Consider the following 26,951-nt stretch of genomic DNA (forward strand, 5'->3'; position numbering starts at 1 on the left):
ATGCTCCTCTCTCACCCCCGCGGGGTGGAGCAGCCCGGTAGCTCGTCAGGCTCATAACCTGAAGGTCACAGGTTCAAATCCTGTCCCCGCAACCAACGATCCTTGCACCAAGCCGTCCCCCAAAAGGGACGGCTTTTTGCTGTGCGCTGCAAAGCTCAGCATCGCCGCCAGGTCGCCCCGCAGCACGATCGACAGCGCGCCGTTCTCCGGCACCAGTGTGATCCGGTCGACCAGGCCGCGGACGATCGCCGCCGCCTCGGCCTTGGTCTCCTCCGCCTGCAGCTTCTCGTGCAGCGCCACGATCTGCTGCCGGAACACCTCCGCCAGGTTCGGATGCAGGAGGGGAGGCGGCTCGTTCGCCTCGGCGAGGCCGGCGGTCAACTCGGCCTTCCGCGCTTCGAGCGCCTCGATCTTCGCCTTGAGATGGCTGCCCGGCACACCGTCGAGAATCGCCTGCACGGCGCGGTCGAGATCGCGCTCGATCCGCTCGAGTTCCTTCCGCTGGGACACGAGCTCGGCCCGGCGATCCATCCGCAGCCGGTTCACCTCGCGAGTGAACTCCTCGCAGAACTCCCGGAACAACTCCGGCTCCATGAGGTGCGTGCGCAGGCCGTTGAGCACGGAGGCCTCCAGCGCATCGCGCCGGATATTGAGTCGGTTGTCGCAGGTGCCCTTGTTCCGGGCCGTGGCGCAGCCGAGCAGGTCCTTCGAGATCTTGGCGTATCCGCCGCCGCAGCAGCCGCACTTGACGAGGCCGGCGAACAGATGAGACGGCCGCCGGCGGTCGAGCATCGGATTGTCGTCCGTCTCCCCGGCCGGGCCGATCGCCATCGCCTGCTGACGCTGCTTCACCGTCTCCCACAACGCCTGGTCGACGATGCGCAGCTCCGGCACCTCTTGGGTCACCCACTCGGAGGGCGGATTGAGGCGCGACACGCGCTTGCCGGTCGACGGGTCCTTGACGTAGCGGAGCCGGTTCCAGACCAGCTTGCCGATGTAGAGCTCGTTGTTCAGGATCCCGGTGCCGCGCTTCGGATTGCCGTGGATCGTGCTCGGGCCCCACTCGCGGCCGAACGGGCCGGGCACCTTGTCCCGGTTGAGCTCCCAGGCGATGGTGCGCGACGACTTCCCGGCGGCATAGTCGCGGAAGATCCGGCGCACGACATTGGCCTCGGCCTCGTTGACCGCCCGGTCGCCGCGCGCCGGGGCGCCATCCGGCGCGAGCTGCCGGACCACGTCGTAGCCGTAGCAGAGTCCGCCGCCGGCCTTGCCTTCCTCGACCCGGCCGCGCAGGCCGCGCCGGGTCTTGTCCGCCAGATCCTTGAGGTAGAGCGCGCCCATCGTGCCCTTGAGGCCGATGTGCAGCTCGCTGACGTCGCCCTCCGCCAGAGTGACGATGCGGACCCCGGCGAACCGCATTCGCTTGTAAAGGCCGGCGATATCCTCCTGGTCGCGCGACAGCCGATCGAGCGACTCCGTCAGGATCAGGTCGAAGCGGCGCTTCAGCCCGTCGGCGATCAGTTCCTGTACGCCGGGCCGCAGCAGCGACGCCCCGGAGACCGCCCGGTCGGAATAGCTGTCCGCGATGGTCCAGCCCTGCCGCTCGGCGTGGGCCCGGCACAGCCGCAACTGGTCCTCGATCGAGGCGTCGCGCTGGTTGTCCGAGGAGTAGCGGGCATAGAGCGCGACACGAGTCATTCCGGATCCTCCTTCGCCTTCACCTGTTCTCATTGATGGTCCTGAGCTGCCGATATCCGAACCTGACGCGGTGTCCCTAGCTATCGCCCCGAGGCTTCTTCAGCCTCACCCCAGGGCCGCCGCCATTCTCGGGGATGAATTCGATCCCCGCCGCCTCCAGGGCTGCGCGGATCGCCTTGAGGGTTGATGCGTGCGCCGCCTGTCCAGCTTCGATGCGTGTCACCGTCGCCGGTGTCACCTGGGCTTCGCGGGCGAGATCGCGCACACCCCACTTCAACGCGGCACGGGCCATCCGGACCTGCTCGTCTGTTATCAAATTAGCACCTTGACATAATATCGATGGCTCGCCAAACTGCAACCACGACATCATTTAAGCACAGACCGAGCGGCCGGGCGAAGGGCTGCAACGCCCCCGCTTGGCCGAAATCAGCTTCGGAGCTGGGTTATGGCTGATTCCGACGACAGCACACATTTGTCCGCACTTAGCCGGCGAGCGCTGCTCGGCAGCGCTACGGTCGTCCCGCTCGGCGCGGCCCAGTCCCGAGACCTCAACGCGATCTCCGATCCCATTCTCGACCTCTGGCAGGAATGGCGGGCGGTCCATGCTGAGCTGGATGCCTGGCAGGACGACTGGCAGCGGAAGGAAGGCGTCCTGCTCCGTACCGTCGGCATGCCGCGCGTGCTCGTGCCGGTGCCGGGGCAGGCCGAGCCGGTCTCGGCCTGCGAGCCAGCCGAGATCGACGAGCTGCTGGAAGACGTGCCTGGGACGGAAGCCCTGCGCGAGAGGCTGCACCGCGAGTTCGCCGCGCACCGGCGCCGCTGGGAAATGGCCGCGGCCGCGATCGGCCTCGGCCCGGTGGAGGAGCGCATCAATGTCGCCTGGGATCGCTGGGAGGCCCTGACGGAAGGCGTGTGGCAGACGCCGGCCCGCAGTCTGGCCGGCATCGCCGCCAAGCTCTCCATGGTGCTCTCCATCGGCCAGTCGCGCTCCGACGACGAGGAGTTCCCGTGGCCGCCTCTGCGGTCCGTGCTCGCCGATCTCCGGCGCTTCGCGAATCTTCCACACGACCTCGAACGATGAGCATCGTAAAATGCGGTCAATCACGGGGGCGGAGATGGGCTGGGCACGCCGACTCCGCCCTCACGAAATCCCGAGCAGCCTGTCGGGCCAGCAAGCGGACCAGTTCGACCAGGTGAGGGTTGCACGCGGGCGAAGAGCGCGACGTCGACGCACCGGTCGTGTCCGCCGCCAGACGCGGCGCTTCGGCTCCCTTCCGCCGGCCTCGCGTCGGGATGGCGTTCTCGTCTTCTCGCGGGCTCCTCGGCATGGGTTGATCGTGCCTGCCGCCGAGAAGGCGGGGAAGGAAGAATATCGTTCAATATCATAGGTTTAGATCGCGAGAAGGCAAGCCATCGGCGAAAGCCGGCGAGTTCGGCGTGAGTTCGGACAGAGGAGCGTAGCAGAAAGACCAGCGGGCTTCGGCCCGCTGAGCAGGGATGCCGTTCGGGGATGGGCTACAGCTTCTCGACGGCCGCCGCCGCGGTCGAGGCGGGCAGGAACAGCCGATCCGGCCGCGACGGAAAAGGCCAGAACCCGAAGCTCTCATAGAACGACACGGCTTTCTCGTCCTTGGCGTCGACGACGATCGCGAACACGGCGAGCGTCCGGCCCGCCCCGAGGATTCGGCGGATGGCGTCGGCCAGCAGCAATTCCCCGATGCCGCGGCCGCGGACGCGCTCGTCCCGGGCCAGGCGACCGATCAGCGCGGCCGGGATCGCATCGTAGCGCGGCAGCTTGCGGGCGATCTCCTCCGGCAGGTCCGGCAGCGCCAGGGTGAAGGAGCTCAGGCTGTAGAAGCCGACGACGCCGATCTCGTCGTCGACGGCGACGAAGACGCGCGCCACGTTGCGCTTCTCGTCCTGGCCGGCCCGGCGCCGGAACCAGTCGTCGAGAGCCGGCTGGCCGCAGGAGAAGCGGCTTCGGTCGTGCCGGCTGCCGAGCGGCTCGATGACCAGGGCCAATGCTCAGCCCATCAGGTCGCGATGACGCCTCAGGGCGGCGACCAGCCTGTCGGCCGGCTCCGACGGATTGACCACGGCGTCGAGGAAGGCGTCCCGGTCGGCCGCGGTCAAGACCATGCGGTCATGCTCCTCGAGCACGCGGCGGGCACCTTCATAGGCAAGATCGCCGGCGGTCAAGCCGCTCACCGCCATGGCGCGCTGGATCAGCGCCTTGGCCGACGGGGCGACGCGCAGTTCGAGCCGCTCCTTCTTGCGCTCGCGTGGGGCAGTGGGGTGGTCTGCGGTGATGGGCATGGGGTCGATCCTCTCGCTCATAAATGTACGGTGATCTGCCGTGCGCTTCAAGGCCGGCTGATCGGGTCGCGGTCGGCCCACTTGCCTCCATGATCGCCCCGTCGCGGGCTCCTGACGCTGGCCGGCGCCGCCGCGGCGTCAAGCCCGGCCCGCACCGGACCGTGTTGGGCCTGACGCCGCGGTCTGATGTCGCCGGCCCTTCGCCTCCTCGCCCTCGATCGGAGGGCGATCGCAATGGAGGCAACCATGTCCCATCCCCTCATCACCGACGCGCAGCGCGTCGAGCTCCTCGCCAACGGCACCCGCACCGCGGCCGGCGAGACGATCGACCCATACCCCGTTGTGAAGCTCTTCACCCCGGACGCCGGCGCCACCTGGCTCCTCACCGAGCTCGATCCGGCCGATCCGGACCTCGCCTTTGGCCTCTGCGACCTCGGCTTTCCCGAGCTCGGTTCGGTCCGGCTCTCGGAGATCGCTGCCATCCGCGTTGCACTCGGGCTGCCGGTCGAACGCGACCTGTTCTTCCGGGCCGACCGGCCACTGAGCCGATACGCCGAGGAGGCGCAGCGTCTCGGCGTCATCCGAGCCTAGGTACCTTCGCGCCCTGCCTCCGGGCAGGGCGCTTTCTCATATCCGTAGTTCCGGATCTCAGGCCATGCGGCGAGCGGGACGGCACAATCCCCACAGTGGTCGCTGTTCGCACCGTCCCGCTCGGATCTATCCCCGACGGCGCGGGGTGGGCGTCGCTTGCCTGTAGGCCCGCCGCGCCGATCCGCAACGCGCTGCGCGCGTCCTCCACTCCGTTCCGGCCCTGAGGCTCATCCCGCGCGCCGCCGCGACCGCCCCGACCGGGTGCGGACCGCCTCCCTCGGCGGGCCTGCCGGCCGCTCTCCGCCGCCCACCCCGCCCGTGTCGGGGAAAGGCGCGGTGGCCTTGTCAAAGGAGAGCGACCATGACGACGATCATTCGAGACATCCCGCTGTCGAAGCTGGTGCCCTCGGCGCAGAACGTCCGCCGGACCCGGCGGGAGGCCGGGATCGAGGAGCTGGCGGCGAGCATCGCCGCGCACGGCCTGCTGCAGAGCCTGTCGGTCCGGCCGGTGCTGGACGGGGAGGGGGCCGAGACCGGCAAATTCGAGGTGATCGGCGGCGGCCGGCGCCTCGCCGCGCTCAAGCTGCTGGTCAAGCGCAAGCAGGCCCCGAAATCCGCCCCCGTGCCCTGCGTCATCGTCGAAGGCGAGGGCGAGGAACTGTCCCTGGCCGAGAACGTGGTGCGCGAGAGCCTGCATCCGGCCGACCAGTTCGAGGCCTTCAAGCGGCTCGCGGACGAGCACAGCTTCGGGGCGGAGGAGATCGCCGCCCGCTTCGGCGTGACGCCGCAGGTGGTCCGGCAGCGGCTGCGGCTCGGCACCGTCAGCCCGAAGCTGATGCAGGTCTATCGCGAGGGCGGGCTGACGCTGGACCAGTTGATGGCCTTCGGCGTGACCGAGGACCACGGACGCCAGGAGGACGCCTTCGCCCGCCTGTCCTGGAACCGGGAGCCCGGCTACATCCGGCGGATGCTGACCGAGGGGCATGTCTCGGCCCGCGACCGCCGGGCCGTCTTCGTCGGCGCCGCCGCCTACGAGGCGGCCGGCGGGACCATTGTCCGCGACCTGTTCACCGAGGACGGCGGCGGCTGGTTCGAGGATGCTACCCTGCTCGACCGGCTGGTGCTGGAGAAGCTGGAGCGGGTGGCGGAGGACGTCCGGGCCGAGGGCTGGAAATGGGTCGAGGTCTGCATCGACTATCCCTACGCCCACGGCCTGAGCCGGGCCTATCCGCTGCCGGCGGAACTGCCGCCCGAGGATCAGGCGAGGCTCGATACGCTCTCGGCAGAGTGGGACGAGTTGGCCCAGCAGTATGACGGGATCGACGATCTGCCGGAGGACATTGCGGCCCGCCTGGATGCGCTGAATGCCGAAATCGAGCGGCTGTCGGCGCAGCGGCATGCCTATGACCCGGACGCGATCGCGCGGGGCGGGGCCTATGTGGTGCTGGGCCATGACGGTGCTGTCCGGATCGAACGCGGCTTCGTCCGGCCTGAGGACGAGCCGGAGACGGAGAGCGCAGACCCCGCCGCCGAGAATGCGGACACGGGCGAAACGGATGGGGAGACTGTTACGGACGAGGATGAAGGCGACCACGACGAAAGCAAGCCGCTGTCGGACAGCCTCGTCCGGGACCTGATGGCCCACCGGACGCTGGGGCTGCGGATTGCTCTTGGCGAGAACCCGGACATAGCCCTACTCGCCGTCACGCACGCCGTGGCCGCGCGGACCTTCTTCCGGGGCGAGGACGACGGTTCCTGCCTCGACATTCGCCCGAACTCGGCGTTCCTGGGCGGGCATGCGGACGGCATCGGGGACACCGCGGCGGCGCAGAAACTCGGTGAACGCCACGCCTCCTGGGCCGCGCAGATGCCGGCTGATGTGGCCGGCCTGTGGGATTTTGTCGTCGGCCTCGACCACGACAGCCGGATGGCCCTGTTCGCCCATTGCGCGGCGCTGACCGTGTTCGCGGTGAGGATCCCCTGGGATCCGCGGCCGAAGACGCTGGCGATGGCGGATGCGCTGGCCCAAGTGCTGGCCCTCGATATGACGGCGTATTGGTCGCCGACAGCGCGGAGCTACTTCGGCCGAGTCACGAAGGCGCACATCCTCGCCGCCGTGCGCGAGGGCGTTTCGGACGAAGCGGCCGATCAGATGGTCGGCATGAAGAAGCAGGAGATGGCCGAGGCCGCGGAGCAGCTTGTGGCTGGGACGGGCTGGCTGCCGGCGCTGCTCCGGACGCCAGAGGCGGTGTCGAACGGGAGCGTCGGCCCGGCCGATGGTGAACAATACGCTCATGCTGCTGAATAGAAGCATTTACTGGGGCCGCCGAGCGGCCCCATCCTTTTTTCAGCCATGCACCTCGCGTTCGGACGCGCGCTCGAATACGGACGCAAGGGGCCGGATCGTCCCCGTTGCCGACATCTGAAAGCGTGCCGATCTCTCTGAAGCGGACGCTTCGGGCGATCCAGCCGCACCCGAAAGCGGACCTTCGACGGTACGGCAGATCTGCGCCCCGATCGCAGTATCTCTATTCTCCCGAGATCCGCCGACCTTTGCCCACGGCCGCCTTAATGGAGTCCACTGCCGAAAGTCTCCGCGATAGAGTACATCGGACATAGCGAGCTTTTGGGCATTCGACATGGCCCGAGTCTCTTAACGGACACGCTGAAGCGGGAGTATGGACAATCTATCGACCGCGCAGCGAAGCGCTCAGATGGCGCGGATTCGCAGCGAAAACACTCGCCCCGAACTCGTAGTGCGGCGGCTGTTGCATGCCATGGGCTTTCGCTTTCGACTACACCGCCGAGACCTTCCTGGAAATCCCGATCTAGTGCTGCCGCGATTTCGGACAGCCGTCTTCGTCAACGGCTGCTTTTGGCACAATCATGACTGCGCCCGCGGCGCGCGCGAGCCACGCCAAAACGCCGAATATTGGCGGGCCAAGCGACGGCGCAACTCGGAACGAGACGAGCGCAACTATGCGTGTCTCGTCGAGGCAGGCTGGCAGGTCGTCGTGATCTGGGAATGCGAGCTTAGGGATCCCAAGAGTCTGCGCCACCGGTTCGGACAGCTTCTGGATCGAGCCAATTTACGACGTAGATCCAATGTGGATTGCGATTGACGCGCCACCTCGCCGGGGCGGGCGGCGAGGTGGCGTGCACCTCGATGTCGTCTCCGCTGAGCTTGCAGGATCACGGCCCAGCATAATAGAATCACCGCCTGTGCCGAGAGGGTGGCGCGTTTCATGGTGCATTCTTGTGAAATATTTAACTTGGAGTGTGCCTTTCTGGGATTTAAATTTAAAGTTGCCGATTGGGGAGCAGGATGATAGTACAGTCAGCGTCAACTAAAGTGATGCCTCTCACGATAGAAGCCCAAGAGAAAATTCGCTATTAAGCTGAATGGATTTAGCTAGCATCCGTACGGAGAGCAATTAGCTTTCCGCAGCGGGAATCGGGGGCCCGCCGCTTGGGGAAGAAGTTCACTTTCTACGAGTTTTTTGCGGGCGCTGGCATGGCGAGAGCGGGTCTCAGCGGCGGCTGGGAATGCCTGTTCGCTAATGACAGCGATCTGCAAAAGCAGCAGCTCTATCTGGAGAATTGGGCCGGCGTGGACATTGATCCGCGGGACGTCGCGCTCGTGCGCGCTGACGACCTCAAGGGAGCGGCCGATCTGGCGTGGGCCTCCTTCCCTTGTCAGGATCTGTCTCAGGCTGGCTCAAAGCTCGGAGTCGGTCGTGGCGGCGAGGCAGTCGCAACAAGGTCGGGCGCGCTCTGGCCTTTCCTTGGCATCATCGGCGCTCTTGCAGTGCAAAGCCGGCAACCGACCCTGCTCGTGCTCGAGAACGTGGTCGGGCTCCTCAACTCGAATGGGGGCTCCGATTTCCAGGCGATCTGCTCTGCCCTCAGCGACATTGGTTATGCCTTTGGGGCGGTGGTCGTCGATGCGTCCTATTTCGTTCCGCAATCTCGGCCTCGCGTCTTCGTCATCGCCTTGCGTCGCGACGTTCCCGTCCCGAGCGCGCTACGGTGCGAAATCCCCTGCAGTCCGTGGCATACAAAGATCCTTTTGAGAGCACGGAGGGAGCTTCCGGCTGCGGATGCAGACAACTGGGTTTGGTGGAATCTGGGGCCGGCCCCCGGAACCCGAAACAAGGAGCTCCACCAACTAATCGACATTGGCGACGGCGCCGACTGGAACACCAACGCTGAAACCGAGCGGTTCACGAGAATGATGTCGCCAAGCCAGCTGGCCCGGCTGGCCGATGCGCGCGCGGCTGGTCGCACGGTGATCGGGAGTCTCTATCTCAGGATGCGGCCGGGACCAGATCAAAAGAATGTGCAAAGGGCCGAAATCGCATTTGGCGACACCCTCGGATGTCTGCGAACCCCGCGCGGCGGAGCATCGAGACCGCGCATCATCGTGGTCGATGGCGAGCGCGTCCGAACGCGGCTGCTCTCGACACGCGAGGCCGCTTCGCTGATGGGACTGGACGAGGATTTTGCCCTTCCTCCGCTCTATTACGATGCATTTAAGCTGATAGGGGACGGCGTCGTTCCAGCAGTAGTCCGCTTCCTTGCAGCACGGCTGCTAGAGCCTCTTGCAGCGCACGGTCGCGCGTTCGCCAGGGCGATCCCATTTTCGAGAGCTGCCGGATGAGCGCGGCCCTGCAGCACACGACTCGAATCCCGACGACGTTGCAGGGGTGGGAAACGCTTCTCACCGCCGTTCTGCTTCACTCAGACGCCGACGGCGATGCCAATCCGATCCGCTCGTTCGAGATCACGCCGGAGACTCTCGCCCTGGCCTGTGGCCTCAGCTCTGATCACGCGGAGGACGCCGAGATGGCATTTCGGCAGGCGCTCCTCGCGGACCGACATCTGATACGCGGCCTCTCCCACGGGCCCTGGCGGCCGCCATCGCGCACCTTGCCGAACTGCATGGCGCCCTTGGCGCTAAGTCTCCTCGTTGACAGCTTGCTCGACGGTGAATACCGGGACCATGGGCAGTATCGCGCGAAGCTCCGGCAGTGGCTCGGCGTGAGCAACAGCTTCACCGTCCTGCGTGGCATCGCTCTGATGTGGGAAGAACTTGTCGCGTGGCTCGATCGGCGTATCGATGAAGGGCAACCGTTCCGACGCCTTCTGCTGCCGACGATTCCGGCTGCTTGGACGCACATCGGATACACCCGGTACCTCTCCTTTCCCACCAGACGCGACCTGCTCTTTCTGCGCAAGCTGATCGAGCGCAATCCGAAGTCCTCCAACGACCCGACCGCGCTCGTCAGGTTGCTGGACCCAATCATCCGCTCGCCATCGATATCGTTTGGGCTGAAGGGCGCCTTCGATGATTTCAGAACGGCATTGAGGTCAGGCGCCGCGTCGGTCGATCATCGGTTTTGGCGACTGGTCGCGCGCGCCCGAACTACTGCGGGCATCGTCAGTGCGCCACTGGTCGATCTGCGGATGGAGTTCGACGAGGATGGCGCGCGCAGCTACTGGATGAAGGCGGCCGGGTCGTCTGGAGTATCGCTCGCGTCAGACATCGGTAGCGCCGCTGTGTCGCCGACGGTTCTCGAAAGCCCGAATCTTGGGCCCTCGGTTCGCCGGGGCGTCCTCTTTTTTAGGTCCAGTGGGTTGGCCAGCTGGTCGGCGGCTGGCGAGCCTCCATCGGGTCTTGGGCCGTTCCACCTCGCAATCGCCGATCGACATGAGCGCATGGCGGCCGGAACGAACCGGAGGTTCGAGCGCTCCGGCTCTTGGCACGTGACCAGCGAGCCTGTCGCAGCTGGCAGCATCTCGGACGTCCTTAAAAGACTGGGCATCGGCAACGCGCGGGAGAGCGTGCGTACAGTCGGCCTCGTTGACGGCGTGCACGTCGGCAAGGCCTGGCTGGGTCTCCCGCGTTTCCTGCCTCGCATCGACGGCGCGGTCGGCGTGATTGACATCAGGGCGACCGCCGCCAACGGGACGCCCCCCCTTTCCTGCGTCGCGGGCGAGCTGAGGGCGGAAGGGTCGGCCGAGGGCGAGTTTGCGTTCAGCGACACGGTGACGGGGTGGTCGCAGCGGGCGACCTTTGTGCCGATGGCCGATGTGCACGCCGAAATGAGCGGCGCCAGCTATGCGCTGCCCCAACTGGAGGAGTGGCGGCTGGGCAAGTCGCAGGCGGTGCCGAGCTCAGCTCCGCTCAATCCCGTCTGGGACGACCACGCATACGCGTGCCAGGACGTGCTCGAGGCGCTTTACGCGTCGTCAAGGAGCGGCATTGCCGAAGGGGATGCGATCGAGCTCATCGGCCGCGCTGCCCCACGACACAGCTGGGATTTCCTTCGCACGCTCCAGGAATCGACCTTTCTAGACGCTCGTCCGCGGCTGCGGTGGCGCGGACATGTCTTCACCCTCGGTCGCCAGACCCTGACCCAAGTGCTCGCCGGCGCCCTTCCCTCGATCGTTGTTTCCGGCGCGGTGACGGCGCGGCTGGAGATGGATTTCCGCCGCGCAGTCGAGCTTCAGGGTGGACGCGCCTTTCGGCGACTGGTCGAGGACTCGATGGCTCCGCCCCTGTTGGGCGCCGTGGGCATCAATCCAGCAACCCTTTCCGTGGCGCTGGGATGGCCAGTCGTCAAAGCGACTGTATGTCTCGACGGCGTCGTCGCCAATCGGCTGCGCGAGACGAAGGTCGTTGGCGAGACGTACCAGGTCGCGTCGGCATGGGACTGGTCGACTGGACGGTTCCAGATTGGCGCGCGGGGCGACGGGCCCGTTTCGCTGGTCAGGCTCGTGCATCCGGGCGGACGCGACCACGACCTCTACCGGGTGGTCGGGGCGCAGCGCCGCACGTTCACCTCCCGCCACGCCGCAATCGTCGACGCCCACGCCCAGGCCAAACGACCGCTCTTCAGACATGATGACGGGACGATCCGCCGTCTTGCCGCCGAAGGCTCGTTGCCGATCGAGATCGCGCGGGTCCTGCGTCTCCGAATGCTTCAGAACGGAGGCGCATCGTCCGATGGTTGGAAGTACGCTCTATCCGCACGCGATGGCCAGTGGCTGGGCGGGCTGCTTCCGGACTTAATCGCTGGCTTGGCACCGGCGGCGGCAATCGATCCAATGCAGAACTACTTGCGTGGAAGGGGTGCCCGGCGCCCGGTCTGGGTTGATGGAGGCATCTCGGCATGAAGGCCGGTGTGGACCTGGCTAGCTCGGTGCCGACGTCGTCGGATTCATGGCTATTCGTCGGTCGGTTCGTACGACGCCAGGGCCAGTATGGGACCGTCGCCGTCGTCGGTCGCATCGATGGTGCGGGCGTTGAGGCGCTCGACGATGCAAAGCGACTGTTCCCGCGTGACGGACTTGTCGAAACCCACGGGCTCACCCATCACAAGGGGCTCGCCGCCGGCGATTGGGTCGAGTTCGACGTCGCCAGGAACACTCGCCCTGGCGCGCCGGAGTACAAGGTCGCGCACCTGCGCCGGTTGCCGCGCTACGCTGTACTGCCAGAGGCGTCCTTTTCCAGCTACCGCGTGCTGCTGACGAGCGAGGGCTGGCACGGCGACCGGCGTCCAGGGGTATGGGCGCTGCGCGTTTCCGGCGACAAGGTGCTGATCGTCGAGCTCGAGGCCGGGAAAGACCGCGCCCTGCGCATTCCTCGGACGGCGGCCAACGCCATTCGGTGGTGCCGCTATCACGAAGAGGCCGTGGTTCGCCTGCAGGCGGGATCTGCGGCAGAGATGGTGTTCACGGCCGATTTGAACAAGGCGGATGGCCGGTTCGACTGGTCAGATGAGGCTGACCACGTCGCGCGCGTGATCCGGGCGCTGTCCGACGCCAATGATCCCCGGGTCGAGGACATCATCACTTGGCTCGATCTGCACCACGAGGAGGGCACGGGTCGGGTCTTCGCCGCGACAGTCGATCACGAGGCCGCTGAGGCGGCCCTTCGCTCGGGCGAGCTCGCCGATAGACTTCGTGCGGACAGGTCGCTCATGAAGGCGTACCTCGACGCAGCTCTTCAGGACGACGCTGTCCGGGACGCGGTGGCCGCATATGCCCGCGAGGGGCATGGGGAAGAGCGCGCTCGGCTGCGCGAAGAACTCCTGCGGGAACTGGCTGTTGAGAAGGAGCGTACGTCGGCGGAGCTCGCCACAGAGATGGAGCGGCTTCGGGCCGATGCCGAAGAGCGGCTTCAGCGCGAGATAGCCGAGCTCGGCGATGCGCAGCAGAAGGACGTAGAAACGCGCCAGCACGCGGCTGAGGAAGCGCTTTCTGTTCGGATTGAGGAGCTGGACCGCGAATTCGGCGATCGCAGGGCGATGCTCCAGGAGCAGCTTGCCCAAGTGGAGGCGAACATCGCCTCGACGAGATCCGCCGCGCAGGCCGCCGAGGCAGAACTCGCTCAGGTGCGGTCGGACGCCGACGCCGAGCGAGCGAGGCTGCGCGATACCATTGCCGAGATCGACCGCTGGCTTGCAATCTCGGACAGGCTGGGCCCGCCGAACGCTTCGGCCTCAGCGCAGGTTGCCAATAGGGCGCTTCGCGCCGGAGTCGGGCGCATCTTCCCCGAAAGGGCGAAAGTCAGCGTCGGAGTCAAGGGGCAGCTTATCAGCCAGCAGGTTCTGCTTACCGACGCAGGCAAGGATTTGTTCCGACGGCTGGCCGTCCTACTGCTCTCAGGCGAGCTTCCCATCATCTTCGGTCCCGAAGCTGTCGATCTCCTCCGTCTCGCTGAAGCGCTCCTTTCCCCCGGCCGTTTTGCCGCGATCGAGGCCGATCCGACCCTCATCTCGATTGACGACCTCTGGGCGCGACCTGGTTCAGGCGCGCCGACGCTCATGGCGTCTGCGGCGGCCGCGGCCGGTGCCGGAGGTGCGGTCTTGGTCGCCATCAAGGGGATCGAGCGCTCGGGCGCGAGGTTCTGGGTGCCGGCGCTGGCCGACGTCCTCCGCGGAGGCGGGCTTCCGCGCGGACTACTCGTGTGCTGTGTCGTGAACGATCGCGACCACGACGAGATCGCGGCGCTGCCCAAGGGTTCGCCGCTTATCAAGGTTGAGGGAGTCTTCACCAAGGGCGGCCATTCCTTCGCGCCGACGCTTCTGAGCGCCCCGCAGCTCGACCTTTCGGCGCTCGATCCCGGACCGATGCCAGAGGACCTATCGCCCGCCGGTCCGGTTCTGTTCGAGCTCGGTTTCGAACCCGATCTCGGACTGGCGATGAGGGCGGCGCGCATGTTCGTCGAGGCGAAGGCTCTGCTCGGTGAAGAGGCCGAAGCGAAGCGCGTCGTGATCGCTCACATGCGGTCGATAGCCGGACAGGCCGGCTAACGAGATTACTCCGGGGGGATCGATGCTGGACCCGATCGGCGGCTTCAACCGCATCAAAGATTTCTTCATCTCGTATGTCGAAACCAGTTTCCGCATCGCCGACGCGGGAGTCGCCTCCGAGCGGCGTCGACTGCTTGAGACAACGAACGTTTTCGCGACGGCATCGTTCGTAGAGCCCGTTCTGAGATACCGGACCCACGAGCTGCGTCTCGAGCAGATGGTGGGCGTCGCAGGCAGCCCGATCGACTCCCTCCCTCATGACGTTCAGGTCGCCTTCGCCGGGCTCGCTCTGTCCGGCCTGTTCGACGGCGTCGACGCCCCCGGCGAGGTGAAGCGTGCCGGCCGATACGCGCCCTACAAGCATCAGGTGGAGATGCTTGAGCGCGGCATTCGTCCAGGTTCGCCGGGGATCGTCACCTCGGGCACCGGCTCGGGCAAGACCGAGAGCTTCATGCTGCCGATCCTCGCCGCGCTCACGAGGGAGGCGGTCGGATGGGCGAAGCCCAGGCCCGGCTACCTTGAGGACCAATGGTGGGCGAAACCGAGGAGCAAGTGGATCCCCCAGCGCCAGGGCGAGAACCGCCCCGCGGCGCTGCGCGCCCTCGTCCTCTACCCGATGAACGCGCTGGTCGAAGATCAGATGGTGCGTCTGCGCCGCACGCTCGATTCCGATGAAGCGCGGTCGGTGATGGACGACCGCTTCAAGGGCAACCGAATCTTCTTCGGCCAGTACACCTCGTCGACCCCGGTGACCGGCTACGAGGATCATCCGCGGCTGCGGGAGCATGAGCCCGAGAAGAAGCGCCGAGCGCGCCATGGACGGGAGTTACGTGCGGAGCTGAAGAAATTCGCGTCCGACCAGGCGGCGGCGCGTGCGCACGACGAGGCGGAGCGCGAGAAGGCGGAGCAGTTGGGCAACACACCGCCCGACAAGACTCGCTTCATTTTTCCGTCCCTCGACGGAGGCGAGATGCTGTCGCGGTGGGACATGCAGGCCACTCCCCCCGATTTGCTGGTGACCAACGCCTCCATGCTCGGCGCGATGCTCTCCCGGGAAGTTGAGGAGCCGATCTTCGAGACTACGAGGAAGTGGCTCCGGGAGAACGACGACGCCTACTTCTACTTGGTCTTCGACGAGCTCCACCTGATCCGCGGTTCTGCCGGCACCGAGGTGTCGTTCCTGGTCAAGTCGCTCATCCAGCGGCTGGGGCTCGATATTCCTGCCCACCGTCACAAGCTCCGCATCCTGGCGTCGTCAGCATCGCTTCCGATGGAGGGCGAGCCTGGCGTTCAGTCGAGGAAATATCTGCGCGACCTCTTTGCGCCGTTCGGCACTAGCAAGGCACCCGACGATCCCGGATCGGTGGAATCCGACTTCTGGTCCACATGCGTCGTGAGAGGCGAGCCGGAGATCCCCGAGTGGGACGGGCGTGCGGTCGACGCTGAACCTTTCATCAACCTAGTCGAGGCGGCGCGGGCCGGCGGCACGGGGTTCGTTGCAAAGGTGACGCCGTCAGGTGAGCTGAACACGGCCATCGGCGTTGTGGCGGCGGCGTTGGATGTCAACGAGGTCGGCGACGACCGCGTCGCTCGCGTCGCCGAAGCCGCCGCCGCGCTTCTAACCAGCGCGTGCAGGGAAGGTGCGAGTGTCCGCGCCACAAGCATCAAAGATCTGGGAATCCGCCTGTTCGGCGGCGGCGAGAGAGCCGAGGTCGCGGTTCAAGGGCTGATGCTGGCGCGCGCGCTTCCGGAGAGCCGGCAGTGGAAGGCGCGGGTAGCGCAGGGTACCCCTTCATTCAGGATTCACGCTTTCGTGCGCAACATAGAGGGATTGTTCGGCGCGCCGGTGATAGAGGGCGGCAAGGTCAGATTTGTCGATCTGAGTGTCGAGCGCGGCCTGTCGCACGGACAGCCGGCCCAAGGCGAAGTCCGGGGCCGACGGCTGTTCGAGCTGCTCTACTGCGAGGCGTGCGGGGATTTGCTCCTCGGCGGTCAGCGAGGACGCCGCCTGGGGGCGAGCAGCTCCACAGAGCTGCTGCCGTCCACTGCCGAGCTCGAGAACCTGCCCGAACGAGCGGCCGCCGAGTACTATGACAAGATGTCCTTCGAGCAGTTTGCGGTGTTCTGGCCGAGCCGCGACGAGCCGTTGCGCGACGGCAGAGACTGGGACGAGTGGGAGCCGGCGCATCTTGATCCGGCTTCGGGTGTCGTCGCGCTAGGCGACGACGTTCCGGACGGACGGATCGGAGGGCGGCTCTACAACCAGTCCACCACGGCATCATCGAACGGTCGCCGTACGGCCCAGCCCTTCTGCTGTCCCAAGTGCGGCACAGACTACTCGAATAGATTGCCGACGGCGCGGTCGCGGTCTCCGATTCGAGCGTTCCGGACTGGTGTCAGCAAGGCGTCCCAACTGGTCGCCACCGAACTTTTCGAGCTGCTTCACGCCGTGGGCGCAGAGGCGAAGAGCATCGTCTTCTCCGACAGCCGTCAGGATGCCGCCAACCAGTCGCTCGAGATCGAGCGGCTGCACCTGCGCGACCTGCGTCGCGAGATCCTGGTCACGGTCGCTCGCGAATACATACGGCGAGCGCAGGCCGCGAAGGTCGATCCGGTGGTCGCGATGGCGAAGGCCCTGGAACTGCACAAGGCAGGCGATCAGGAAGGCTTCAAGAAGGCGATCGCCGCAATTAACGGCCAGACGAACGATGCCCAGGTCTCGGTCGAGACCAGGAAGGTCCAGCTCAACCGGCTCTTCGACTACAAGGATACGTCGGCCGGCGTCGGCGCGCTGATCGCCGAATACGTCAACCTCGGTATCCATCCCTTCGACGAGGTGGGCCGGAAGCCCTACAAGGGCCGGCCTTGGTACCAGGCCTTCCAGAAGGCCGGCGACCTGGTCAGCTACGCGCCTTGGCTCAACGATACGCAACAGAAGGAGCTGGGTATTGCGATCGAGAACGAGCTGATGGAGTTGGTCGACGACGTCATCTTCGCCAACACCTTCTTCGCGCTGGAGGAGACGGGGCTCGCCTATCCCTCGATTAGCCGCGAGGCCGGCGAGGCAGTCGACCGCCTCGATGCATGGCTGCGCGTGTTCGCCAGCGCAACCCGCGTCCAGGAGAACAAATACTTCAGTGACACCCGCGTGACCGAGTGGGACAATGCGTCGAAGGTGCCGCTTTCCAACCGAGTCCGGCGCTTCGCCAATGCCATCCACGGAGACGACGCACTCGCCGAACTCGGCGAGGTGCTCGACGCCTTCGAAAAGCTGGGCCACGTCAATGGCATTGTGCGGGTCGGCAAAGTGTTCCTGAGGATTGCCGCGGCGGGCGATCCCTACTGGCGCTGCAAGTTCTGCGAGCGCGTCCACCTCCACCGCGGCGTGGGCAACTGCACACGCTGCTACAAGCCCCTGCCCAAGGAGCGCAGCGGCGTGGTCGACGAGCTATGGGAGGCTAACTTCCTCGGCCGGCGGATCGTGCGCGGGCAGGAGGACGGGGTCGCCCGTTTCCGCCTGCGCTGCGAGGAGCTGACCGGCCAGACGGACGACTTCTCCGACAGGCTCCGCAAGTTCAAAGGCATATTCGTCGACAGCCTGGGCGAGGTCGCGCGCCTTGCCCGCGAGATCGACTTGCTTTCTGTCACGACGACCATGGAGGTCGGCATCGACATCGGCTCGCTGCAGACCGTCTACCAGGCAAATATGCCTCCGCAGCGTTTCAACTACCAACAGCGCGTTGGCCGTGCGGGTCGTCGCGGCCAGGCGTTCTCGATGGTCATCACCTTCTGTCGCGGGCGCAGCCACGATGCGTACTACTACGCCCATCCCGCCGCGATTACCGGCGATCCGCCGCCGCCCCCCTTTCTGGCCACCGGACACGACCCGATTCCCGAACGACTGCTAACGAAGGTATGGCTGCGCGCCGCGTTTCAGCGGGTTCGCGACGTCGTTGTTGACGAGGGAGGGACGTATCCGGGCGACCTGCTCGTCCCGCCGGATGTCCACGGTGAATTCGTGCCGACCGACGAATATTACGATGATCCCTTAGGATACGGCTGGCGTGGCCGGCTCCATGTGGCGCTGGAGGAGACGATCACTCAGCGCGATGCGTTCATTGACGCCGCGTGCATCGATGCAGATCAACGCGAGCGTCTGCGGTCGAAGGCCACCGTCGACAACTTATTGGAGGCGATCGAGCGGCAGCACGGCTTCAAACCGACCAATCCCCGGGGTCTCGCCCAGTTCCTGGCCGAGCGGGGGCTTCTGCCGATGTACGGCATGCCGACTCGCGTGCGCCAACTCTACTTGGGGCTGAGGGCCGAATCCGACGAGCAGGATGCCGACTACGCCTGGTCGACGATGGATCGCGACCTGGACACTGCGGTGTTCGAGTTCGCGCCCGGCGCCGTGCTGACGAAGGACAAGCAGCGCCACAGGGTCATCGGCTTTTCCGGAACCCTCGCCCCGCCCGAGAGGCGCGGCAAGGACATCGTGCTCCAGAGCCTCTCCGGCTGGGTCGAATCGGAGCACCAGGTGGCGCTCTGTCCGGCCTGCGGCTCCGCGCGTTACAGCTTGAGTCGGCCGGAGAGTCCGCATCCCTGCGAGGATTGCGGTGCCGACATCGAGCCGGGCGAGTTCCGGGACTATGTCACGCCAGCGGCGTTTAGGACCGATTTCCACCCGGCTGAAACCGACCTTGATACCGTCGGCCGCATGGCTGTGCGTACGGTCGCGACGGTTCTTCACGAGGGAGAGGCGGTCGCGGTGGGCGGTCTCCGCGTGCGGCGCGGCGCCGGCGTGACGATCATGCAGCTCAACGACGGTCCTGATGGCGACAGCGGTATGCCGCTGCGGTTCACCATCCGCGAGGCGGAGGATGGCCAAATCCGCGTTCCCCGCATGCCGGCCACCTCGCTCGCGTCTTCGCAGGCCATCGACAGCGGCGAACTCGGCCGGTCGTCCGGCCGGTGGACCGTCGACCCCGGCAGCGAGCGGACGTTCGGCCTCATCGCGAAGAAGGAGACGGACGCACTCTATCTGGAGCTGCTGGACTTCGACGAGCGGTTGACTCTCAACTGCGTCGCCAGAAAAGGCGAACACAGCCATCTTCCGACGCGCTCCGCTGCGATCAGCGCGACCCAGATTCTCGTGCAGAAGGCGGCGCTCGATCTCGATGTCGCGTCCGACGAATTCGAGGCGCTCGAGCCGCGCCTGCGCGACGGCAATCCGATGCTCCAGATGGCGGATTCGCTGATCAACGGGTCGGGTCTGTGCCGGCGCCTCGGCGACGACCGTAGCGACGGCACGCCCCACATCCTCTTTTTGATCAACGAAATCCTCGGCGACGAGAGTAAGTGGCCACTAGTCGACTTCCTCAAGAAAAACTTCGAGGAGGATCATTCCGCTCGCTGCCAGACTTCCTGCTATCGGTGCATTCAGCGCTATGGCAACCGGTCCTACCACGGCCTGCTCGACTGGAGGCTGGGCCTTGCCTACCTGCGAACGCTAGTGACCCCGGGATACAGCGCTGGCCTCGACGTGAAGGATCGGAACTTCCCCGAAACTCTCGGATGGCATGAGCGGGCGCGCGCGCTCGCGGAGTCGGTCGCGGGCATGCGGCCGAATTCGCTGATCGCCGAAGTGAACCAGGCATCAGGGCTACCCTCCCTACGGGAGAGGCAGGCCGGAGGAAACACGTTCCTGATCGTGCACCCGCTGTGGAGGACGGATGGTGAGTTCGGAACCGCGCTGAGCGGTGGAGCCGCGGTTAGGTTCCTCGACACCTTCAATCTGGAGCGGCGGCCCCTGCGTGCCGTCGAGCTTGCATTGGCGGATTGAGGGATCTCATCTCCATTGACTTCGTGCCGTCGGCGGAGCGAGAGAAACAGCAGAATGTCAGCTACAACTGGAACACTAGCGTGATGAAATTTGACTATATAACACGCCAGAATATCCACTATTCTCGCTATCATGAGACTCGTAATCTTTTCTTTCAAAGCCTATGCGCTGCGGAGCAACACTGGTTTTTCGTCCAAGGGCATGATGCGTATGTCCACGAGCTATATATTCCGGCTCTATCATCTCTGCTCAATGGTCTTGAAGCCAGCCTTCGTGTCACGCTGCACCTTTTAAATCAAGTTCCGCAAGAACAAGATCTAAGGGATATTTCTCCATATCGTGTCCTGAGTAACAAGCTGATCTTACAGGCCCAGGAGGCTGGCCTTCCGGTGAAATATCTCGCCTTCAATGAGGAGATGGATTTCTTCGAGAATCTCAAAACCGAGAAACCGAACAGAGTCGACGTCGGGATCGTCCGACTGCGCAATAATATCTGTCATGGGAACGTGATGGATTTTGTTAATGTGGACCTCGGGCCGGAGAGTTCGTTCTTCTCGCCTGAAATGCTGAAAACCGTGACGGAAAAAGTCCTCGCCATCAGCGCGGATTGGTGTGAAGCACTTGGTCAATTCCGGAGGAGGCATGGCTTCAGGCACTACGATGCGCCGGATGATCGGCAGGTGAAGAGGGACCTTGCGCTCTACGACTACATGTACCCTGGCGACACTGGCGAGGGTAATTCATGAAGTAGGCGGCGGCGATAACCAAAATTGTCTGGCCCGGATCGAGTTTGTTGACCCGGAGTGCGTGCTCTGCCGCTACCGACCCTGGGGATCAATCGAGACCCAGGCCTAGCCAAGCTAGGCTGGCTGAGGAGAGCGATGAATGGCCTGCCCGGACGATCTCTGGTTTCGGGACGCTGAGGCAACGACCGCCGAGGGTCGCGTCCGGTGGTGTCCGCTTCGTAGAGCCGCCTGGGACGGCCGGTTTGGGGGCGCCCTGACCGGACCGGGACGATTGGAAGCGTTGGAGTTCTGCGCGTTCGGTCAATGTCGGTGTCGGGGTGAGGCGTGCTGACCGCATATGGCGCAACGAGGACGGCTTGGTCGTAATGCGAATTCGCTCATTGGCATGAGGGGCGCTGCTGTTTTGATGGACGATACCCTGCTGTGAGGCCAGACATGGCCCTCAATCCGGCATTGGATCGGCTCCATGCGGCGATCGCCGACCAGCGCCGGCAGGCCGACGAGTGGCGCAAGCCGAGCGCGCTGATCACCCTCGAAGCTGTTCGGGCGCTCGACGATCTGTTCTGCCGCGAGCTGTTCGAGGAGGGGCGCCGTGCACCGGCCGACGCCGAGGCCTTTCGGACAATCCTGACCTGGGGCGGCAACCAGGCTCTGCAGCGCGTACTGCCCACGGTGCTCGAGACCCGACCACATCGCTTCCTCGCCAGCTCGTCGAACTCAGCCGCGAAGATGGACGATTTCCTGTTCGAATGCGCCGCCTTGCAACTGGGTGAACGGTACGCGGCGTGGTTGCGCGACGGCTTGGTCCAGGGGCGTGTCCGAACCTTCCCGAAGCCAGACGAACCGGGCAACTTCGACGTCATCGAGCTGACGAACGTGCAGGGGCGCGCGCACGACGAGGAAATTGGCCGCAATGGCCTGCGGTGGGCGAGCGCGCGGACCGCGGCCGTCCGCTCGGCGGACGAGCGGCGCCTCCGGGAGCGGCACCGCAAGCTCTATCGCGAACTGTCGGATCGGGTGTTCGCAGTTGACGATTGGACCATCGGCTACCGGTCGACGCCGAACATCGACGCCTACTTTGCAGAGTGGGCCCGCCTCTACGTGGAGCGGTTCTACGCCCAGGATCTACTTGGCGCCGACGATCGCATTGGCGGGCGACCGTTCTCCGCCTACATGGCCGTCCTGACGGTCTTATCGGCGCGGGCTCACAAGCATCTTGCGTTTGCACAGATCCTTCTGCGCAAGAGGCCCGAGCTGTCGCTGCGCAACCTGCTTACCGGCGTGACCGGCTACGACCGTCTGGTGAAGGCCGTGGCCGGCCTCTTGGACGCGGATGAGCGGGACGTAGCGGAGATCTTGGAGACCTTGACCCTTGGGCCGGAGAACGCTGCGGTTCATTTCTCGGAGACCGGCACCTGCTGGGCGCCTCTGGTGCGCACGACGGAGGATTCCATCCTGCTGCCGATCTACGGGCTCGACATCAATCCGATCCTGTTTCTGCTGACGGATCTCAGGAGCCGGTACTCCAGCGACTGGGCGGTGATGGCGAATCGCCGCGAAGGGCGTTGGATCCGGGAGCTAGCCAAGCAGTTCAATTCGCCGCGGTGGGCCTTCAACGACAAGAACCTCAAGCTGAAGCATGACGGCAAGGACGTGACCGACATCGACTTCGCGGTGTTCGATCGTAGGGATGGCGACCTCGCGCTGATGCAGCTCAAATGGCAGCAGCCCATTGGCACCGACGAGCGCCAGCGGCGCAACGCGGGATCCAATCTGACCGGTGAGTGCAATACGTGGATCGAGCGCGTGACGGGATGGATCGCGATCTACGGGCTGGAGGAGCTTGTGCGCCGATTGGGTTTCTCGCCGACGCCCGCGCCGCGGCTCCGCCTCGTCGTCTTGGGGCGCTATCATGCGCACTTCACCGGCTCGGGCGTTCGCGATGGCCGAGCGGACTGGTTCGATTGGCAGCACGTCCGCCGAGCGCGTCTTGAAGGGCCTCGTCGCTCGCTCGCACAACTCCTCAATGCAGTCGCCCGCGAGACCGCGGCGTCCGCCGCGTCTGCCCAGAAGGAATCCAAGATGCTGCCGATCGGAGACGCTGGAGTAATCTTGAACCCTGATCGGATGCCGGATGGGTAGGCAGCGCACCATATCCTGACTCACTCATCTGGGACGAACTGTTGTCCGGAGACGTTGCAGATGGAGACAGGAAAGCAGATGGGGAGCGGCTGTCCGAGTGCGAGGCTGGATGATTGCTTCGAGTCGGTGCGGCCATGACCGCTTCAAGGACCCGGCTGCGATGCCGGTCTTGGGCGCCCTGATACAGCTCAAACGACCGAAAGCGCCGAGATCCCGAGGGTTTGATGAGTGTCCGCTGTCGGGGCGCATGGTGGATGGCCGGAAATGGCGCACCGGAGCCTGTCGGTCGGTTCCTCCCCGGAACCGGCCAGCAGGGGAGCCTCCGGCATGAGTTCGTCGCCATCCTGCCTGGTCTGTTCGCCTTCACCCGCAACCGGCGCCGTCAGGCGCCTCCGTGAACGGACGGAGTGACTTCCGCCGTGCCCTCCATCTGCACCGCGCGCACGGCGTCCAGCGCCACCAGCGCGGCGGCAACCTTGGACCGCGCCTCCTCGATGTCGGCCATGACGAGGCAATCGTTCCGCTGGATCGCCGCCAGGAAGGCCGCGAGTACGGCAGGCGAGTTCGCCGCCAATCCCAGGAAGTGATCGCCGGAAGGGGCCCGGTCGCCTGCGAACCAGTTCTTCACGGTTCGCTCGTTCGCGCCTGTCCAAAGCGCCACCGTCTTGATCGACGACGACTGACCCCGAAGCGAGGCCCGCAACGCTGTCGAAACCAGCTTGGCGAATGACGGTTTTCGTGGCTTCCGGCCGTGCCAGTTTGGAAAGACATTGCCCGAATCTGGAAAGGACATTCCATCACCTCCACGCTTTAGTGCTGAGCGAGCGGGCCGGCAATCGACGATACCGAGGTTGGAGCGTCAACGCGTGAGCAAGGGTCGAGGTCCTTTGCAATCGGCGAGGACTGGTGAAGACCGGTCCACTCGTGCTGTTGCCTACGTGCGGATGTCGACTGACCACCAGCGCTATTCCACCGAGAACCAGCTCGACACCATCCGAAGGTTCGCCGAGGCACGGGACATCGAGGTCGTCCGCGTCTACGAGGATGCCGGGAAGAGCGGTCTTAACCTGGAGGGGCGGGACGCCTTCCAACGGTTACTCTCTGACGTCGAACGGAGCGCGGCCGACTTCGGCACGATCCTCGTCTACGACGTGAGCCGCTGGGGCCGCTTCCAAAACGCCGACCACGGCGCTCACCTGGAGTTTCTGTGTTACCGCGCGGACATTGTCGTCCACTATTGCGCAGAGCAGTTCGAGAACGATGGCAGCATCGGTTCCAATCTGCTGAAGACCGTGAAAAGGGTTATGGCCGGTGAGTACAGCCGCGAACTCTCGGTCAAGGTCTTCGCCGGCCAGTGCCGCCTCGTCGAGAAGGGGTTCCGGCAAGGTGGGATGGCCGGTTACGGGCTGCGGCGGCTCCTCGTTGACGAGAACGGCGAGCCGAAGGCCGAGCTCTCGATCGGCGAGCGCAAGAGCCTCCAGACCGATCGCGTGATCCTGGTTCCCGGACCGCCCGAGGAGGTCGAGACCGTCCGGCGCATCTATCGTCTCTTCGTCGAGCAGGGCGTCCAAGAGGCCGAGATCGCGGCCCGACTGAATCGGGACGGCGTGCTCACCGACCTTGGACGACCATGGACGCGCGGCACCGTCCATCAGGTCCTGACGAACCCCAAATACATCGGCGACAACGTCTTTAACCGTGTCTCCTTCAAGCTGAAGATGCGCCGCGTCGTGAACGCTCCGGAGCACTGGGTTCGTGCCCGCGGCGTCTTCGCCGCCATCGTCGAGGCCGCCACCTTCGAGCGCGCCGCCTGGATCGTGGAGGAGCGCAGCCGGAAGCTGACCAGCGCCGAGCTCCTCGATCTGCTGAGGTCGCTACTCTTGGAGCAGGGCTCGCTCTCCAGCCTCGTCATCGACGAGCGCGAGGACATGCCGTCGAGCAGTGTCTACCGCAGCCGCTTCGGCAGCCTACTTCGTGCCTACCATCTCGTCGGCTACAGCCCGCGGCGAGACTATCGCTACATCGAGATCAACCGGCGCCTGCGCACGATGCATCCCGACGTCGTTGACATGGTGGTGGACGGCCTACGGGCCGCCGGCGGCGAAGTCGGCATCGATCCCGACACCGGTCTGCTCGACGTCAACGGCGAGTTCGCCGCCTCCGTGGTCGTCGCACGCTGCGGCGAGACGCAAGGAGGCTCGCCGCGTTGGCGCATCCGACTCGACACCGGCCTGGCGCCCGACATTACGATCGCCGTGCGCATGGATCGCGACAACGTCTCCCCGCTTGATTACTACCTGCTCCCGCGGCTCGACATGACCAGGCCGAACCTGCGGCTCGCGGAGAGCAACGGCCTGTCGCTGGACGGCTATCGCTTCGAGACCTTGGATTTCCTTTTCTCCCTGGCGGCCCGAGCTCGGTTCGAGGAGGCAGCATGATCCAAACGACGAACACGCGCGTGCAGATGATCCCGATCGACCGGATCGTCGTCCTGAACCCGCGCGTCCGGAGCCGGCGAAAGTTCATGGATGTGGTCGAGAGCATCCGGGCGGTCGGCCTGAAGCGCCCAATCCGGGTCAATACTATGATCGGCCCCGACGGCCAGCGATCCTACGGCCTCGCCTGTGGCCAAGGTCGGATCGAGGCCTTCCGCGAGCTTGGACGAACCGAGATCCCCGCCATCGTGACGGAGGCGTCTGAGGAGGAGTGCCTGATCATGAGCTTGGTGGAGAACTGCGCCCGAAGGCAGCACCGCTCCATCGACCTTCTGCAGGACGTCGCGACTCTGCGCAAGCGCGGCTACTCTGACCGGCAGATCGCCGAGAAGATCGGCACCACGCCCGAATGGGTGAGCATGATGGCGCTGCTGATCGAGAAAGGCGAGCAACGCCTCATCGAGGCGGTCGACGCCGGCACCATCCCCATCTCGGTGGCGATCGAGATCGCCCGCGCCGACGACGAGACGATCCAGCACATGCTCGCCGAAGCCTATACGAAGGGAAAGATCACGGGCCCTCGGCTCATCAAGATGCGACGCCTGATTGAGCAGCGGACCCGGCGCGGCAAGCATGTCTCCACGAACGCATTCGGCAAGAAGCTGACGCGGGCGAGGACTTCCGAGGCCTTCGTCCGAATCTTCCAGCAGGAAGCCGACAGGCAACGCCTGCTCGTCAAGAAGGCGGAGGTCACGCAGACCCGGCTCCTCTTCGTCGTCGAGGCGCTCAAGAACCTGCGGACCGATGAGAACTTCGTCACGCTGCTCCGGGCCGAGAAGCTGGATACCATGCCGAAGGACCTGGAGATGCGCATCTTGGGAGGGGCGGCATGAGCGAGACCGAAACCTCCGCCCGGGTCGCCTTCGAGGCCGATTGCGTCACCGTGCCGATCGCGGCGCTCCTGCCCGTCCGCCCTCCGAGGACGTCGGTCAAGGCCAGCCATAAGTATCAGCAGATCCGCGCCTCGGTGATCGAGATCGGATTGGTCGAGCCACCCGCCGTTGCCAGGATCGCCGGAAACCCGGACAACTTCCTGCTGCTCGACGGCCATGTCCGCGTGGAGATCCTAAAGGACCTCGGTAGGACCGAGGTCGAATGCCTAGTCTCGACCGACGACGAGGCATTCACCTTCAACAAGCGGATCAGCCGCCTCTCGGCCGTCCAGGAGCATGCCATGATCCTGAAGGCCATCGCTCGCGGGGTCTCCAACGAGAAGATCGCTCGCGCGCTCAGCCTCCACGTCAACAGCGTGAAGCGGAAGGCGAACCTCCTCGACGGCATCAGCCATGAAGTCGTTTCGATGCTGAAGGACACGATGTGCCCGATGGCGGTGTTCGAGATCCTCAAGCGGATGAAGCCCCTGCGGCAGCTCGAGGCGACGGAGCTGATGATCGCGGCGAACAACTACACGGCAGCCTACGCCACCGCGCTTCTCGCTGGCACGCCGTCCAACGAACTCGCCGGCGAGAAGAAATCGAAGAAGGTGCGCGGCGTCACGCCGGAGGCGATGGCCAGGATGGAGAAGGAGCTCGCTCGGCTCCAAGAATCGATGGCCGAGGTCCAGGAGACCTACGGCAAGGAGCATCTCCAGCTGACGGTCGTGAAGGGTTATCTCGCCAAGCTACTCGGCAATCCACGCGTCGTGCGCTACCTTCTCCAGCACCGACCTGAATATCTTGAGCAGTTCCAGGCCATTGCGGACGCTGCTTCCTTTGCTGACCAGGCCGCGTGATTCGTATTCGCGCCGCTCGCGTGGATTGCGGGCTGACGACGACGCGCGGCCGAGGCGTTGGTAGAGCGT

The 26,951-nt window shown here is 65.3% G+C and carries 18 protein-coding genes and 1 tRNA gene; 14 read left to right on the top strand and 5 right to left on the bottom strand.

All coding sequences use genetic code 11. The annotated features are described in order from the left end of the window. Positions 1 to 18: 18 nt before the first annotated feature. Positions 19 to 95, top strand: a tRNA-Met gene (locus tag ACFW16_RS28255). Here ACFW16_RS28255 and ACFW16_RS28260 read toward each other — a convergent pair. Both ACFW16_RS28260 and ACFW16_RS28265 read right to left on the bottom strand, forming a co-directional pair. Next, positions 52 to 1,731, bottom strand: coding sequence for a recombinase family protein (locus tag ACFW16_RS28260; RefSeq protein WP_380311506.1), 1,680 nt, complete (start codon positions 1,729 to 1,731; stop codon positions 52 to 54). The two genes, ACFW16_RS28255 and ACFW16_RS28260, sit on opposite strands and share 44 nt — an antisense overlap. Before the next feature lie 43 nt (positions 1,732 to 1,774). Continuing rightward, positions 1,775 to 1,990, bottom strand: coding sequence for a helix-turn-helix domain-containing protein (locus tag ACFW16_RS28265; protein WP_380311426.1), 216 nt, complete (start codon positions 1,988 to 1,990; stop codon positions 1,775 to 1,777). Positions 1,991 to 2,143: 153 nt separating this feature from the next. On the opposite strand from ACFW16_RS28265, the gene ACFW16_RS28270 reads away from it, so the two are divergent. Next, entirely contained in the window at positions 2,144 to 2,779 is a 636-nt protein-coding gene (locus ACFW16_RS28270) for a hypothetical protein (protein WP_380311428.1), read from the top strand. 434 nt (positions 2,780 to 3,213) lie between these two features. On the opposite strand, the gene ACFW16_RS28275 is transcribed toward ACFW16_RS28270, so the two are convergent. Next, positions 3,214 to 3,720: a GNAT family N-acetyltransferase gene (locus ACFW16_RS28275; protein ID WP_380311430.1), complete on the bottom strand. Its 507-nt coding sequence runs from the start codon at positions 3,718 to 3,720 to the stop codon at positions 3,214 to 3,216. A gap of 3 nt (positions 3,721 to 3,723) precedes the next feature. Continuing rightward, complete coding sequence (locus tag ACFW16_RS28280) at positions 3,724 to 4,014, bottom strand: DUF1778 domain-containing protein (RefSeq protein ID WP_380311431.1); 291 nt, start codon at positions 4,012 to 4,014, stop codon at positions 3,724 to 3,726. Positions 4,015 to 4,260: 246 nt separating this feature from the next. On the opposite strand from ACFW16_RS28280, the gene ACFW16_RS28285 reads away from it, so the two are divergent. The 9 genes from ACFW16_RS28285 to ACFW16_RS28325 all read left to right on the top strand — a co-directional run bounded on the left by ACFW16_RS28285 (position 4,261) and on the right by ACFW16_RS28325 (position 22,655). Next, positions 4,261 to 4,605 (top strand): DUF2958 domain-containing protein, encoded by a 345-nt coding sequence (locus ACFW16_RS28285; RefSeq protein WP_380311433.1) that lies wholly within the window; start codon positions 4,261 to 4,263, stop codon positions 4,603 to 4,605. 361 nt (positions 4,606 to 4,966) lie between these two features. After that, the gene (locus ACFW16_RS28290) at positions 4,967 to 6,913 is read left to right on the top strand and encodes a ParB/RepB/Spo0J family partition protein (protein ID WP_380311435.1); all 1,947 of its coding nucleotides are present in this window, start codon (positions 4,967 to 4,969) and stop codon (positions 6,911 to 6,913) included. 370 nt (positions 6,914 to 7,283) lie between these two features. Continuing rightward, complete coding sequence (locus ACFW16_RS28295; RefSeq protein ID WP_380311437.1) at positions 7,284 to 7,727, top strand: very short patch repair endonuclease; 444 nt, start codon at positions 7,284 to 7,286, stop codon at positions 7,725 to 7,727. Positions 7,728 to 8,074: 347 nt separating this feature from the next. Further along, positions 8,075 to 9,265 (top strand): DNA cytosine methyltransferase, encoded by a 1,191-nt coding sequence (locus ACFW16_RS28300; RefSeq protein WP_380311439.1) that lies wholly within the window; start codon positions 8,075 to 8,077, stop codon positions 9,263 to 9,265. Next, positions 9,262 to 11,784 (top strand): hypothetical protein, encoded by a 2,523-nt coding sequence (locus tag ACFW16_RS28305; RefSeq protein ID WP_380311441.1) that lies wholly within the window; start codon positions 9,262 to 9,264, stop codon positions 11,782 to 11,784. Before ACFW16_RS28300 ends, ACFW16_RS28305 begins: the two co-directional genes overlap by 4 nt. After that, positions 11,781 to 13,925 (top strand): hypothetical protein, encoded by a 2,145-nt coding sequence (locus ACFW16_RS28310; protein ID WP_380311443.1) that lies wholly within the window; start codon positions 11,781 to 11,783, stop codon positions 13,923 to 13,925. Before ACFW16_RS28305 ends, ACFW16_RS28310 begins: the two co-directional genes overlap by 4 nt. 22 nt (positions 13,926 to 13,947) lie before the next feature. Next, entirely contained in the window at positions 13,948 to 19,767 is a 5,820-nt protein-coding gene (locus tag ACFW16_RS28315; RefSeq protein ID WP_380311444.1) for a DEAD/DEAH box helicase, read from the top strand. Next, positions 19,764 to 20,513, top strand: coding sequence for a hypothetical protein (locus ACFW16_RS28320; protein WP_380311446.1), 750 nt, complete (start codon positions 19,764 to 19,766; stop codon positions 20,511 to 20,513). The genes ACFW16_RS28315 and ACFW16_RS28320 overlap by 4 nt, the downstream gene beginning before the upstream one ends. Positions 20,514 to 20,948: 435 nt before the next feature. Then, complete coding sequence (locus tag ACFW16_RS28325) at positions 20,949 to 22,655, top strand: hypothetical protein (RefSeq protein WP_380311448.1); 1,707 nt, start codon at positions 20,949 to 20,951, stop codon at positions 22,653 to 22,655. Positions 22,656 to 23,037: 382 nt separating this feature from the next. Here the strand turns inward: ACFW16_RS28325 and ACFW16_RS28330 are convergent, their stop codons facing one another. After that, a complete protein-coding gene (locus ACFW16_RS28330; RefSeq protein ID WP_380311450.1) occupies positions 23,038 to 23,448 on the bottom strand; it encodes a hypothetical protein in 411 nt (136 codons plus the stop codon). A gap of 73 nt (positions 23,449 to 23,521) precedes the next feature. Here ACFW16_RS28330 and ACFW16_RS28335 point away from each other — a divergent pair, with 73 nt between their 5' ends. Genes ACFW16_RS28335 through ACFW16_RS28345 form a run of 3 tightly spaced genes read left to right on the top strand, consistent with a single transcriptional unit; the run spans position 23,522 to position 26,882 of the window. Beyond that, positions 23,522 to 25,093, top strand: coding sequence for a recombinase family protein (locus tag ACFW16_RS28335; RefSeq protein ID WP_380311452.1), 1,572 nt, complete (start codon positions 23,522 to 23,524; stop codon positions 25,091 to 25,093). Beyond that, entirely contained in the window at positions 25,090 to 25,983 is an 894-nt protein-coding gene (locus ACFW16_RS28340) for a plasmid partitioning protein RepB C-terminal domain-containing protein (RefSeq protein ID WP_380311454.1), read from the top strand. Before ACFW16_RS28335 ends, ACFW16_RS28340 begins: the two co-directional genes overlap by 4 nt. Beyond that, positions 25,980 to 26,882: a plasmid partitioning protein RepB C-terminal domain-containing protein gene (locus ACFW16_RS28345; RefSeq protein ID WP_380311456.1), complete on the top strand. Its 903-nt coding sequence runs from the start codon at positions 25,980 to 25,982 to the stop codon at positions 26,880 to 26,882. The genes ACFW16_RS28340 and ACFW16_RS28345 overlap by 4 nt, the downstream gene beginning before the upstream one ends. Positions 26,883 to 26,951: the final 69 nt, after the last annotated feature.

The sequence above is a fragment of the Inquilinus sp. NPDC058860 genome, assembly GCF_042743185.1.
Classification (GTDB): Bacteria; Pseudomonadota; Alphaproteobacteria; order DSM-16000; family Inquilinaceae; genus Inquilinus.

What these genes read in the sequence shown, in the direction of transcription:
- ACFW16_RS28265 (WP_380311426.1), bottom strand. Translation starts at nt 1,990, where the DNA reads ATGGCCCGTGCCGCGTTGAAGTGGGGTGTGCGCGATCTCGCCCGCGAA.
- ACFW16_RS28260 (WP_380311506.1), bottom strand. Translation starts at nt 1,731, where the DNA reads ATGAGAACAGGTGAAGGCGAAGGAGGATCCGGAATGACTCGTGTCGCG.
- ACFW16_RS28330 (WP_380311450.1), bottom strand. Translation starts at nt 23,448, where the DNA reads ATGTCCTTTCCAGATTCGGGCAATGTCTTTCCAAACTGGCACGGCCGG.
- ACFW16_RS28305 (WP_380311441.1), top strand. Translation starts at nt 9,262, where the DNA reads ATGAGCGCGGCCCTGCAGCACACGACTCGAATCCCGACGACGTTGCAG.
- ACFW16_RS28295 (WP_380311437.1), top strand. Translation starts at nt 7,284, where the DNA reads ATGGACAATCTATCGACCGCGCAGCGAAGCGCTCAGATGGCGCGGATT.
- ACFW16_RS28345 (WP_380311456.1), top strand. Translation starts at nt 25,980, where the DNA reads ATGAGCGAGACCGAAACCTCCGCCCGGGTCGCCTTCGAGGCCGATTGC.
- ACFW16_RS28310 (WP_380311443.1), top strand. Translation starts at nt 11,781, where the DNA reads ATGAAGGCCGGTGTGGACCTGGCTAGCTCGGTGCCGACGTCGTCGGAT.
- ACFW16_RS28340 (WP_380311454.1), top strand. Translation starts at nt 25,090, where the DNA reads ATGATCCAAACGACGAACACGCGCGTGCAGATGATCCCGATCGACCGG.
- ACFW16_RS28280 (WP_380311431.1), bottom strand. Translation starts at nt 4,014, where the DNA reads ATGCCCATCACCGCAGACCACCCCACTGCCCCACGCGAGCGCAAGAAG.
- ACFW16_RS28315 (WP_380311444.1), top strand. Translation starts at nt 13,948, where the DNA reads ATGCTGGACCCGATCGGCGGCTTCAACCGCATCAAAGATTTCTTCATC.
- ACFW16_RS28285 (WP_380311433.1), top strand. Translation starts at nt 4,261, where the DNA reads ATGTCCCATCCCCTCATCACCGACGCGCAGCGCGTCGAGCTCCTCGCC.
- ACFW16_RS28290 (WP_380311435.1), top strand. Translation starts at nt 4,967, where the DNA reads ATGACGACGATCATTCGAGACATCCCGCTGTCGAAGCTGGTGCCCTCG.
- ACFW16_RS28325 (WP_380311448.1), top strand. Translation starts at nt 20,949, where the DNA reads ATGGCCCTCAATCCGGCATTGGATCGGCTCCATGCGGCGATCGCCGAC.
- ACFW16_RS28270 (WP_380311428.1), top strand. Translation starts at nt 2,144, where the DNA reads ATGGCTGATTCCGACGACAGCACACATTTGTCCGCACTTAGCCGGCGA.